Here is a 12,463-nt window from a genome sequence, read left to right on the forward strand (position 1 = left end):
AGCAGTTGCCCGGGCAGGCCCGCGCGAGCTTCCTCGCGAGCCGCGTGGGCGCGCCCGTCCGGAACTCCGGCGGCCGCTACCTGCGCCCGCTCAGCGGTGCCCTCTTCATGGACGTCGTCCCCATCACCGTGTTCGTCGCGCCCGCGCCGGCCGGTGCTGTCCCGCCGGGCGCGCCCGTGGCCGGCGCCCCGCCGGCGCCGGTCCCGAACACGCCGTACCTGCGCCGGTTCGCCCAGCACACGCCGGTGGCGACGACGGCGAAGGCCAGGACCGAGAAGCCGAGGGTGGCGGCGGCGGACGGCTCGGCCTCCCCGGTGGCGGCGATCCGCTGGCGGGTGGTCAGTGCGTCCGGACGGCGGCCGTCCGGTGGCGCGCCGGCCGCCTCCCCGTCGCCTGCGCTTCAGGGATCGCCGATCGCGTCCTTGTACAGCTCGGCCGCTTCGGTGCCCAGCACCACGCTGTACGACACGTCGTCGGTCGAGCCGCCCTCCTCGTGGCCGCCGAGGACGCCGACGACCTGGGCGTCACCGTTGATCCAGGGGCTGCCGCTGGTGCCGGCCGCGAAGGACGGGCAGTCGATGCGCTGCTGGGTGCGGCTGTGCGACACCGGCTTGTTGGTGCACCGGATGGGCACGTCACGGGAGTCGGGGTAGCCGATGACGGTCACGGCGGTGGCCCCGGTGGCCGTACCGGTGGTGAAGCGGTTGCCCCCCACGACGTCCTCGATGCGCCTGCCGTCCAGGTTCTCCACGACGACGAAGGCCAGATCGCTGTCCTCGTCCTGGTCCTTGGCCCACCCGTCGGGAAGGTAGCGCTTGAGCACCTTCCACACCCCGTACGGCGCCTGTCCGTCCCGGTAGCCCGGCACGAAGACCAGGTCGCTGTCGGCGCCGTTCACACAGTGCGCCGCGGTGACGAGGAGGTTGCCCTTGGGGCTGTGCACGACCGAAGCCGTGCAGAAGTGACCGCCGGCCAGGTCGTCGGCCCGGTCGGCACCGAACAGCGCGCCGACCCGCGCCGTGTGCCGCGTGGCGACGGCGTCGGCGGTGACCCCGAGGGGCCCCGGCCCGTCGTCGGCGGCCGCGACGGACGCCGAGGTCAGGGCGAGCATCACCACGACGCCCAGCAACGCGGGGCGCGAGGTGACCATGATGCGTGAGGTGCGCTTCATCAGTGCTCACTGTCCCCCACGAATGTGAGAATCCGACCGAGACTTATCTGAGATTTTCCTGTGAAACCTTCCGACGGGCCGCACCGCAGGCACCAACGCGGGGCACCGTCACACCTCTTCGACGCTTCGACCTGCTGTGATCACGGTACGTCACGTCACTGGTGATCAGGAGCCCACCGGCTTCAGCCCCCACTCCACACCCGTCAGCTCCTCCGACAGGGTCCACAGGCGCCGGGCCGCCTCCGGGTCGGCGGCCGCCGCGCTGCGCCCGACCAGGGTGGGGGCGCCGCGCATCTCGCCGAGACCGGAGGGGCCGACGTAGGACGCGCCGGGCAGGTCCTGGGCGGCCGCATAGAGGGTGGGCAGGGCACCCGCTCGGTCGCTCTGCGCGAAGATCCTGTTGCCGACGGACATGGCGGCCCTGGCCAGCGGGTTCGCGTGATGGCTCTGCAGGTTGGTGGCCGCGTAGCCGGGGTGGGCGGCCAGGGCGCGCACGGGGGAGCCGGTCCCGGCGAGGCGGCGCTGGAGCTCCAGGGTGAACAGGAGATTGGCCAGCTTGGACTGGGCGTAGGCGCGGGTCGGCGTGTAGCGGCCGCGCAGGTTCACGTCCTCGAAGTGGATCACTCCGTCGCCGTAGCGGTGGTAGGCGGAGGACACCGTCACCACCCGGTCCCGCACCTGGGGCAGGAGCAGGTTGGTCAGCGCGAAGTGCCCCAGGTGGTTCGTGCCGAACTGCATCTCGAAGCCCTGCCGGGTGCGCTGCTCCGGCAGCATCATCACGCCCGCGTTGTTGATCAGCAGGTCCAGCGGGCGGTCCCAGCCGTCCGCGAACTCCCGCACCGAGTCCAGGTCGGCCAGGTCCACGCGCCGCACCTCGGTGCTGCCGCTCACCTTCGCCGCGGCGGCGCCGCCCCGGGCGAGGTCCCGTACGGCGAACACCACATGCGCTCCGGCACGGGCCAGCGCCTGGGCGGCGGCCAGGCCGAGGCCGCTGTTGGCGCCGGTGATGAGGGCCGTACGGCCGGTGAGGTCGGGGAGCCGGGTCGCGTTCCACTTGTCAGCCATGCCCCCAAAGTAGACATCGACAACAATGCTGTCAACGACAACATCGAGATACGATGGCCGGCATGTCCCCGTCGCCCGCGAGCCGCCCCTACCACCACGGAGACCTGCGCGCAGCACTGCTCAAGAGCGCCGAGCGCACCCTGCGCGACAAGGGCGTCGGCGCGCTCTCGCTGCGCGAGCTGGCCCGGGACGTCGGGGTGAGCCACGCGGCCCCCGGCAGGCACTTCAAGGACAAGCAGGCGCTCATGGACGCCCTCGCGCTGGAGGGGTACGAGCGACTGAACCGGGCCCTGGCCACGGCCGCCGAAAAGCCCGGCCTCACCTTCGAGGGGCGGATGACCGCCCTCGCCCGCGCCTACCTCGGCTTCGCCGTCGAGAACCCCGAACTGCTGGAGCTGATGTTCACGCGCAAGCACGACCCCGACAGCTCCGACCGGCTCGCCGCGGCCGTCGACCAGTCCTTCGGCTCCCTCACCCGGTTGGTCGCGGACGCCCAGGACCAGGGGGAGATCGTCGCCGGCGACCCCGAGCGGATCACCATGGCCGCCGCAGCGAGCCTGCACGGCCTCGCCGCCCTCATCGCCGCCTGCGCGCTCGACGCCGAGGAGACGCTGAGCGGCCTGGACGACCACGTCCGTCTGCTGCTGCACGGCCTCAAGCCCCGCTGAGACGCTCCCCCGCATCCCGGGTCAAGCCGCAGCCAGCTCAGCGCCAGCAGACCGTCATTGGTCAGCAATCCCTCAACCGCTCCGAGTAACCGGGAAGTCAGGATTCCGAAACCCCCTTGTTGTCGCGTACTCAACAAGGGAAGGGTCGTCGCGGGCCGCCGCCCCCACCAGTGACCCACCGGCGTTCCCCCACACCCGCAGGCCCCTGTCCGCCGCACCAGGAGGCTGTGCCTTGCGCACGACCACTTCCGGCTCCCCCCGCCCAGGCGGCAGATGGCGCCGCGCCGGCCCGGCAGCCGCGGCCACCGCCGCACTCGTCGCCGCCGGCCCGACCACCGCTGCCCACGCCGAAGCCGCCACCACGGCCCGCAAGGTGAGCGCCCGGGCCCTCGCCGCCCGGGTCGACCAGGCCCTGTGTGCGCTACGAGAAGGCGTGTGGCGCCGCCCGAACAAGGGACGCACGCCGCCTGCGACGCCCTCCGCGTCACCGGCGGCACCACCGCCTTCATGGAGAAGCGGACGCCCCTGAAGGACATCACACCCAAGACCGTCTCACCGGACGGCGCCTCGGACTCCCGGACCGGCCGGGCGCCGGGCCCCGCTACGACGGCCCGACGGGCCTGGGCGCCCCGAAGGGCACGAGCGCCTTCCCCACGGGCCGAGCCACACGCCGGACCACCCCGTCGGGTCACGGGGAGCCGCCAGGTGAGGGGCGCGTGGGGTCCCCTCGGCGGCACGGAAGGGAAGACGGGCCACGGCAGCCGGCCGCGGCCCGTCTTCCCTGCCCGCCCCGCCCTCGTTTCCGGAACCCCGACGCGGAGCACGCCTCCCGCGCGGGGACTTGGCCATTTCCCGCACCCCGCCCATGAGAACATCGTCCCGACGCCTCACCCGACCGGCCGTCAGAAAACGCGCCAGGTCGCAAGGGAGGACAACGACGGAACCGGACAACAGGTTCCGGTCGGATCTCGTTGCCCGCCGTGACCTGCCGTGATACACAGAGTGACCGAACGCGCTGTTCGCACGAAACCCGCCAGTCAATGACGTCAAGTCGACATACGTCGGCGGCGTTGTCGGCGACAATGAGGCCTGACCTCTGCACACCGCAGGGGGCCGACGGAACTACCCACCAGGGGCGGTGACTTACATGCTCTTTGCGGCCGACAAGGGAGACATCAACACCATCATCGGCGGAATCGCTCCGGACTGGGGCCCCTTCGGCAGCCTGGGCAACGAGGCCAAGGTGATGATCGAGGTGGTCATGGCCGTGGCCATCCTGCTGTGCCTCGGCATCGCGGTCTGGGGCGCGGCCAAACAGCGCATCGGCGCCACGGCCCTGCGGGACACCTTCAGCGCCGAACAGGGCAAGGGCCTGATCATCGCCGGTCTGACCGGGGTCTTCATCATCGGCTCCCTCGGCACCCTGTTCACGATCGTGTACGGCATGGCGGTCTGAGTCCCCGAAGGTTGCGTCTCCCTGATGTCGAGTCAACAGACCGCGCCCGCGCGGCAACCAGCACGGCTACCGTCGTACGCCTATGAGGGTGAGGGAGCGCGCACGACATGACCTCCGGAGACGAGCAGGCCTACACCGACTACGACGACACCGGCCACACCCGCACCCGCCTCCCCGAGACCGACCCCTACGGCGGCGCCCCCCGCCGAGCCGCCCACCGCTCCTCCTCCCGCAGCCTGGTCACCGTGGTCGGAGTGGTGGTCCTCCTCATCGCAGCGATCGCTTTCGCCAACAGGGGGGACGGGTCGTCGTCGGGGGGTTCGGCAGCACAGGGCTCCCAGCCGCACACGTCGTCCACCGCCGCCACGGGCACCCGACCGGTGGACACGAAGACCGGCGGCATCCCCTCGGGCTTCCCCCATACGGAACAGGGGGCGGAGAGCGCGGCGGCGAATTACGCGAGCGTGCTTGGTTCTGACGGCATGTTCAACGAGGTGCGGCGGCACGAGATTGTGCAGACCATCGCCGATCCCAGCGCCGTGAGCGCTCTCCAATCGGGATTCGACGCCGACTACTCGGCCGCGTTCCTGAAGAAGATCGGGCTCAATAACGACGGCAGTGCACCCGCGGGCAGCACGTTCGTGAATCGCACAATGCCGGTCGGCACAAGGAGGACGTCGTACAGCGACGGCGCCGCCACGGTCGAGGTCTGGTGCAGCGGCCTCTTCGGCGTCGCCGGCGACAGTTCGACCAACCCGGTGACCAGTAGTTGGTTCACCGTGACCATGAAGTTGCGCTGGACCAACAGTGACTGGAAGGTCCTGGAATCCACGCAGAAGACCGGTCCCACTCCCGTCACTGGTGACAACCCTGTGTCGGGGGCCGATGAGATCAGCAAGGCGGTCCAGGAGTTCGGAGGCTTCACCTATGCCCGGTAACCGGCACCGCACGCTCAAGCTCACCGGTGTGGTGGCCGCCGTACAAACCACTGTCGTACTTGTGGCTACTCGCGCGGCCGCTGCCTCCCATCCGACACCCTCCAAGAGCGACGATCCCTGTTCTCTCATCGCCGGGCCTGCCAAGAAGTACTGCCAGAACGACGGCGGCTCCAGTGGCGGCACCGGCTCCGCCCCCAACAACCCCCTCACCGACACCCTGGACCCCCTCTCCTCGCTGGCCAAGGGGTGTGCCAGCGCCGCCTCCTGGACCATCGACAAGCTCAGCAAGGCCGTGAAGGAGACCGCCAACGTCGACTTCACCAACCCCAAGTTCCTGCAGCAGTACGCCGTCGTGTTCGCCGCGTCCACGATCCTCACCCTGCTGTTGTGGCTCCTCGCCGTCGCCAAGCGCGCGGTGCGCGGCGTGCCGCTGACCACCGCCATCTCGGAAGCCGTCGGCTTCCTGTGGCTGACCGTGCTCGCCTCCGCCTTCACCCCGCTGATCCTCTACACGGTCGTCTCCGCGACCGACGGGGTGACCGAAGTCCTCGCCAGGGCCACCGGCGACCAGGCCGACACGTTCTTCGGCACCTTCTCAGGTGCCCTCGGCAAGGGCACCGACATCGGCGGCGGCCCGATCATGCTGATCGTCGTCTCCCTGGTCAGCATCCTCGCCGCCGGCGTCCTCTGGCTGGAGCTGGTCATCAGGGCCGCGCTCCTCTACGTCGGCGCCCTCCTCGGCACCGTCGTCTACGCGGGCCTGGTCGACAAGAACCTGTGGGGGCACGTACGGCGCTGGGCGGGCATCATGATCGCCGTCATTCTCGTGAAGCCGGTGATCGTCATCGTGCTCGGGCTCGCCGGGGCACTGTCCTCCGGCAACGGCCCCGACGCCTTCTCCGCCGTCGTCTCCGGCCTCGCCATCATCCTGCTCGCCATCTTCGCCAGCGCGATGATCTACCGCTTCGTCCCCGGCTTCGGCGACGAGATCGCCAACGGCCGCAACAACCGCATCATGCAGGGCGCGGAGTCCAAGGCCGCCGCCGTCATCAGCTCCCCCGCCACCCTCGTCGCCCAGGGCATCAAGACCCACAGCTCCCGCGCCGACAACAACGGAGCCGCAGGGCAGACGAGCAGCGCACCCCGCCCCACCAACCCCGCCACCGGCGGTGTCGCCGCCCACAGCAGCCGTACCCCCACCGGGGGCGGCGGAGCCGTCCCCTCCGCCACGCCCGCGCCCCGCGCGCCCAGCCCGGCAAGTCCCGCCAACACCCCGCACGCCAGCAACACCCGCAACATCAACCGCTCGGGAGGTGAAGGGCGTTGACGACCGAGTCCCACCTGTCCCATCCGGTCACGCCCCGCCGTACGTATCTCATCGGCCGCGCCCGGCCGAACGCGATCATCGGGCGGAACCGCGAGTCCGGCGAGATCGCTCTGATCATCGCGGGCGCGTTCCTCGGCATGATGTGCGGGCTCGTCGTCCCGGTCCTCTCCCTGCGGATCGTGCTGCTGATGGGCTTCCCGCTGCTCGCGCTCGCCGCGGTCTACGTGCCGTACAAGCGCCGCACCTTCTACAAGTGGTTCGAGATCAACCGCAGTTACAAGCGCACCGTCAAGCGCGGCCAGGCCGTCTACCGGTCGGGCGTCATGGAGGCCGGCATCCGGCTCGACGGGCGCGAGATCGAGATCGGGCCCCCGCCCGGCATCGGCCGGATCACCTGGCTCGCCGCCCCCTTCGGGCCCGACGAGATCGCCGTCCTGCTGCACGCCGACCGCAAGACCGTCACCGCCTGCATCGAGATCGAGGGCCCCGGCGTCGGCCTGCGCGACTCCGAGGACCAGGAGGCCCTCGTCGACCGCTTCGGCACGCTGCTCAAGCACGTCGCCAACGGGGACGGCTTCGTCACCCGCCTGCAGATGCTCGCCCGCACTCTGCCCGCCGACCCCGACGCGCACGCCAAGGACGTCGCCCAGCGCGGCGACCCGCGTTCCCCCGGCTGGCTCCAGCAGTCCTACGACCAGCTGCAGTCCATGGTCTCCACCAGCAGCGAGCAGCACCGCGCCTACCTCGTCGCCTGCATGCACTACACCCGCGAACTGGCCGCCGAGGCGAACGCCATGGCCCGCGCCGTCCGCGCCCGCGGCGGCAAGGTCGACCGGGACGCCGGCCTCGCCGTGGTCATGGCCCGCGAGCTGACCGACATCTGCTCCCGGCTCCAGGAGGCCGACATCCGGGTCCGGCAGCCGCTGGGGCAGAGCCGTCTCGCCTCCCTCGTCCACTCCATGTACGACCCGGACCACCCCATCGACCACATCCAGGCCATGACCAAGCGCAACGCCTGGCCGGCCGAACTGGACGCCATGGAGCCCACCTACCTCCAGGCCAAGACCCGCGAGTCCAACACCCGCGCCCCCTGGTGCCACGCCACGGCCTGGGTGAAGGAGTGGCCGATGACCCCGGTGGGCGTCAACTTCCTCGCCCCGCTCCTCGTCCACACCCCGGACGTCATCCGAACGGTCGCGGTGACGATGGATCTCGAGCCCACCGAGGTGGCCATCGAACGCATGCTGACCGAGAAGACCAACGACGAGGCCGAGGCCTCCCGCGCCGCCAAGATGAACCGCACCGTCGACCCGCGCGACGTCGCCGCGCACAACCGCCTCGACCAGCGGGGCGAAGACCTGGCCAGCGGCGCGGCCGGCGTCAACCTCGTCGGCTACATCACCGTCTCCTCCCGCAATCCGGACGCCCTCGCCCGCGACAAGCGGACGATAAGGGCCTCCGCCGGCAAGTCGTACCTCAAGCTGGAGTGGTGCGACCGAGAGCACCACCGCGCCTTCGTGAACACACTTCCCTTCGCCACCGGCATCCGAAGGTAGGGGCTGATTCGCCGATGCGGGATCCGCTGTCCGTCCTCACCGACGCCTTCACGTCCTTCCTCTTCGGGAAGGTCGAGACCACCCGGCTGCCGGTGCGCACCTCCACCGGCCAGGCCCAGGCGGTCTACCTGCCCACGGCCGCGCCCGGCCTCGGCGACTCCGGCGTCATCATCGGCCGCGAGGTGTACTCCGGAAAGGGCTACATCTACGACCCCTTCCAGCTGTATGGCCAGCAACTCCCGGCCCCCCACTGGCTGGTCCTCGGCGAGTCCGGCAACGGCAAGTCGGCCCTCGAGAAGACCTACGTCCTGCGCCAGCTGCGCTTCAAGGACCGCCAGGTCGTCGTCCTGGACGCCCAGGGCGAGGACGGCGTCGGCGAGTGGAACCTGATCGCCGAGGAGCTGGGGATAACGCCGATCCGGCTGGACCCGACGGCGGCTCTGGACCACGGCATCCGGCTCAACCCCCTCGACCCGGCGATCACCACCACCGGTCAGCTCGCGCTGCTCCGGACGATCATCGAGGTCGCGATGGGGCATGGCCTGGACGAACGCTCCGGCTTCGCCTTGAAGGTCGCGCACTCCTACGTCAACGAGTCGATCCTGGACCGCCAGCCGGTCCTCTCCGACATCGTCGAGCAGCTACGGCACCCGGAGCCGGAGTCGGCCGAGGCGATGAACGTCGCCATAGACGACGTACGGGCCTGGGGGCTGGACGTCGCCCTGGTCCTGGACCGGCTGGTCGACGGTGACCTGCGGGGCATGTTCGACGGTCCGACGACCGTCGGCATCGACCTGGACGCCCCGCTGATCGTCTTCGACCTCTCGCACATCGACCGCAACTCCATCGCCATGCCCATCCTCATGGCGATCGTCGGCGTGTGGCTGGAGCACACCTGGATCCGCCCCGACCGGAAGAAGCGCATCTTCCTGGTCGAGGAGGCCTGGCACATCATCAACAGTCCGTTCGTCGCCCAGCTGTTCCAGCGCCTGCTGAAGTTCGGCCGTCGGCTGGGTCTGTCCTTCGTCGCCGTCGTCCACCACCTGTCCGACGTGGTCGACGGCGCGGCGGCGAAGGAGGCCGCCGCCATCCTCAAGATGGCGTCCACCCGGACGATCTACGCCCAGAAGGCTGACGAGGCACGGGCCACCGGCCGGGTGCTGGGTTTGCCGCGGTGGGCCGTGGAAATCATCCCGACACTGACGCCCGGCATCGCCGTATGGGACGTCAACGGCAATGTCCAGGTGGTCAAACACCTGGTCACGGAGACGGAACGCCCGCTGGTCTTCACCGACCGCGCGATGACCGAGTCCTCCAGCGACCTCACGGCCGACGACGCCCTGCGCGCCGCCGAACTGGAGGCCGAGCAGCGGGCGGCGGCCTTCGTGGAACAGCATCCGGGCGACTCCGAGTCGACGGTGGCCTAGGGCAGGCAGGACACAGGCACGGCAGGGGAGGAACGGGTGAGACCGGACGCTCGCGACCGCCGCGACGACCGCCGGGAGGGCCAGGGCGGCATCCCCGACGGACTCCTGGTCGGGATACTCGCGTTCCTCCTCGGCATGACCCTGCTGGTGTGGACGGCCACCGGACTCGCGGCGCTCTTCGCCAAGGGCACCTGGCCGCACGGTGTCACCTTCACCCGCACCCCCCTGGCCATGCGCCACCTCATCGGCGAGCCCCACGACATGGCCGGCGCCTGGCCCGACACCCCGGCGTCCCAGCTCTCCGGCTGGGGCCTGTTCTGGGGTCTGTTCATCGGCCAGCTGATGGTCCTGTTCGTCCTCACCGTGTTCGTGATGGGCGTGGTGGCGCGATGGCGGGCGGGGAGAGCGCGGGCCCGGGCCCTGAGGGCGGTGCCGCCGACGCCGCCGGAGCAGCGGCACGAGGTGCCGGTACGGCGCACGGAGCCGGAGCCGGAGCCGGTAGAGGCCGCCTTGACACCCCAGCCCTGGGCAACTCCGCCGGATCGGGCGCCCCAGCCCACGGCGGCCCTGCCGCAGTCCCAGCAGCCCACAGTGTCCCCGCCGCATCCGGCGCCGCAGACCCCTTTGGTCCCTCCGCCCGGGGACGGTGAGCGGGCGAGCGGGTGGGACAGAATCATCGTGGCCCCCAGGGAAGGTCGCCGGACGGCCGCGGCCCAGGCCGTACGTGACGCGGAAGGCCCCACCCTGGTCGTCACCTCGAACCCGGCCCTGTGGTCCGAGACGAAGGACGCCCGAGCCAAACTGGGGCCCACCCTCCTCTACGACCCCAGCCACCTCTGCGACACCCCGGCCCGCCTCCACTGGTCCCCCACCACCGGCTGCGAGGACAGACAGACGGCCGTGAACAGAGCCACCGCCCTGCTCACCCCCGTCCAGCCCACGGCCAAGATCGACCAGGCGGTCGCCGACACCGCGCTGACCCTCCTGCGCAGCTACCTCCACGCCGCCGCCCTGGAGAACCGCACCATCCGTCACGTCCACCGCTGGTCCCAGGGCAGCCAGATCCAGGACGCGGTACGCACCCTCCGCACCCACCCCAAGGCCGCCCCCGGCGCGGCCGGGGAACTCGAGGCCGCGCTCACCGCCCACCCCGAACGCCGCGACATCGCCCAGGAGCTGACCAGCCGCGCCCTCTCCGCGCTGTTCACGGTCAACGTCCGCGAGGCATGCACCCCAAACCGAACTGATGCGCTCGCCTTGGATTCCTTCGTCCACGAAGGGGGCACGCTTTATGTGGTAGGTGAATCCATCGAGGATCCCAGGAGCAATCCCGGCGCGATGCCACTGCTCACGGCCCTCGTCTCGAGCGTGGTCGAGCGCGGCCGGCGCATGGCCGAACGGTCATCCTCCGGTCGGCTCGACCCACCACTCACGCTCGTCCTGGACGACATCGCCGCCGTCGCCCCGCTCCCGCAACTCCCCGACCTTCTCGCCGCCGGCACCGAACAGGGCCTGCCCACTCTCGCCCTGCTCCGCTCCCGCGAACAGGCCCGCACCCGCTGGCCCCACCAGGAACTCCCGGTCTAGTCACGCGGTCCGAAGACCGGGTCGGCACCAGACGTCTCAGGAGGGCCACTCGAGAACGAACTCCACCTCGTTCTGCGCCTCGTCCTTGAAGAACGGCAGGACCACTCCGCTGGGCACGAACCCCGCCTTGCGATAGGCGCCCTGGGCACGGGCGTTGTCCCCGTGCACCAACAGCCGCACCCGCTCCGCACCGCGCTCCCGCGCCCACTCCACAGCCGAGTCGACGAGGGCCTTGATCAGTCCGTTCCCACGGTGCTCGGGCCGGATGTACACGCCGACCAGATGCCCCTGCCGACGCTCGACGGGATATCCGGCCCAGTCCTTCGTCCCGGCCTCCTCCATGATCACCGTGACCGAGCCGGCCCAGGTTCCGTCGGGCGCCTCGGCGATGACCTGCCGGGCCGTCGTGGATCCTTCACCGGATCCGGTGGCCCGGTCCTGCCAGAAGGAGTCCGTCCTGGACACGCCCTCCTCGTACGTCTCCAGGAAGGCGAGGTGCGCGATCGGGTCCCGCAGTGCGTCCAGCCGCAACTCCTTCACTCGGGGCCAGTCGTCCGGTCGTATGGCGCGGATGACGTAGTCACCGCTGGTCGAGGTGCTCATGAGGGCCACCGTAGTGGGGCACGTTGTCACCGGCACCCCATATTGTGACCACCATGACAACACTGACCGAACGTCCGCACACGGCGCTGCTGGTCATCGACGTCCAGAACGGTGTGATGGCGCCGACTTCACCGAACCGCGAGGGCGTGATCGCCAACATCGGAACCCTGATCGACAAGGCGCGCGCCGCGGGGGTGCCGGTGGTCTGGGTGCAGCACCAGGACGAGGACCTGGTACCGGGCACGGAGCGCTGGGAGTACGTCTCCGAGTTGAAGCGTCTCGATTCCGAACCGCTCGTCGCCAAGGCCTACCCGGACTCCTTCGAGGACACTCGCCTGGAGTCCGTTCTGGCGGACGGGCAGTGGGGCAACTCCTCGTCGCGGGTGCCCAGACCGACTGTTGCATCCGCTCGACCCTGCACGGTGCTCTCACGCCGGGGCTACGACGCGACGCTGGTCGCTGACGCGCATACGACAGAGGACCTGACGCAGTACGGCGCGCCGGCCCCGGAGCAGGTCATCGCCCACACCAACCTCTACTGGAGCAGCCAGCACGCGCCGGGGCGCCGGGGCGGGACGGTGAAGACCGCGGATGTGAGCTTCTGAGAAACACGTCCTGGAATGCAGAAAGCCCCCGCACACGGTGCGGGGGCTTTCCCAAGAATT

10 protein-coding genes and 1 pseudogene are annotated in these 12,463 nt (G+C 70.4%); 8 read left to right on the plus strand and 3 right to left on the minus strand.

Going from position 1 to position 12,463, the window contains the following annotated elements; translation table 11 throughout:
• Positions 1-400 precede the first annotated feature (400 nt).
• A complete protein-coding gene (locus AC5WRT_RS02640; protein WP_496098618.1) occupies positions 401-1,171 on the minus strand; it encodes a trypsin-like serine peptidase in 771 nt (256 codons plus the stop codon).
• A 165-nt stretch (positions 1,172-1,336) separates the two neighbouring features.
• Positions 1,337-2,236: an oxidoreductase gene (locus AC5WRT_RS02645; protein ID WP_496098619.1), complete on the minus strand. Its 900-nt coding sequence runs from the start codon at positions 2,234-2,236 to the stop codon at positions 1,337-1,339.
• 53 nt (positions 2,237-2,289) lie between these two features.
• Here AC5WRT_RS02645 and AC5WRT_RS02650 point away from each other — a divergent pair, with 53 nt between their 5' ends.
• From AC5WRT_RS02650 to AC5WRT_RS02680, 7 genes are all read left to right on the plus strand, one after another.
• Positions 2,290-2,904: a TetR/AcrR family transcriptional regulator gene (locus AC5WRT_RS02650; RefSeq protein WP_496098620.1), complete on the plus strand. Its 615-nt coding sequence runs from the start codon at positions 2,290-2,292 to the stop codon at positions 2,902-2,904.
• A gap of 1,147 nt (positions 2,905-4,051) precedes the next feature.
• Positions 4,052-4,360, plus strand: a complete 309-nt coding sequence (locus AC5WRT_RS02655) for a DUF8827 family protein (RefSeq protein WP_014673544.1) — start codon at positions 4,052-4,054, stop codon at positions 4,358-4,360.
• Between the two features lie 107 nt (positions 4,361-4,467).
• The gene (locus AC5WRT_RS02660; RefSeq protein ID WP_496098621.1) at positions 4,468-5,298 is read left to right on the plus strand and encodes a DUF8175 domain-containg protein; all 831 of its coding nucleotides are present in this window, start codon (positions 4,468-4,470) and stop codon (positions 5,296-5,298) included.
• On the plus strand, positions 5,288-6,625 hold the full coding sequence (locus tag AC5WRT_RS02665; protein WP_496098622.1) for a hypothetical protein: 1,338 nt from the start codon (positions 5,288-5,290) through the stop codon (positions 6,623-6,625). Before AC5WRT_RS02660 ends, AC5WRT_RS02665 begins: the two co-directional genes overlap by 11 nt.
• Positions 6,622-8,181 (plus strand): SCO6880 family protein, encoded by a 1,560-nt coding sequence (locus AC5WRT_RS02670; RefSeq protein ID WP_496098623.1) that lies wholly within the window; start codon positions 6,622-6,624, stop codon positions 8,179-8,181. The genes AC5WRT_RS02665 and AC5WRT_RS02670 overlap by 4 nt, the downstream gene beginning before the upstream one ends.
• A gap of 14 nt (positions 8,182-8,195) precedes the next feature.
• The gene (locus AC5WRT_RS02675; RefSeq protein ID WP_496099885.1) at positions 8,196-9,608 is read left to right on the plus strand and encodes an ATP-binding protein; all 1,413 of its coding nucleotides are present in this window, start codon (positions 8,196-8,198) and stop codon (positions 9,606-9,608) included.
• Positions 9,609-9,644: 36 nt separating this feature from the next.
• Positions 9,645-11,195, plus strand: coding sequence for a type VI secretion protein (locus tag AC5WRT_RS02680; RefSeq protein WP_496099886.1), 1,551 nt, complete (start codon positions 9,645-9,647; stop codon positions 11,193-11,195).
• A 36-nt stretch (positions 11,196-11,231) separates the two neighbouring features.
• Here the strand turns inward: AC5WRT_RS02680 and AC5WRT_RS02685 are convergent, their stop codons facing one another.
• A complete protein-coding gene (locus tag AC5WRT_RS02685) occupies positions 11,232-11,798 on the minus strand; it encodes a GNAT family N-acetyltransferase (protein WP_496098626.1) in 567 nt (188 codons plus the stop codon).
• Between the two features lie 53 nt (positions 11,799-11,851).
• On the opposite strand from AC5WRT_RS02685, the pseudogene AC5WRT_RS02690 reads away from it, so the two are divergent.
• Positions 11,852-12,403: pseudogene (locus AC5WRT_RS02690) on the plus strand (cysteine hydrolase family protein).
• The last annotated feature ends 60 nt before the right edge of the window (positions 12,404-12,463 follow it).

Source organism: Streptomyces sp. NTD91, from assembly GCF_059510455.1.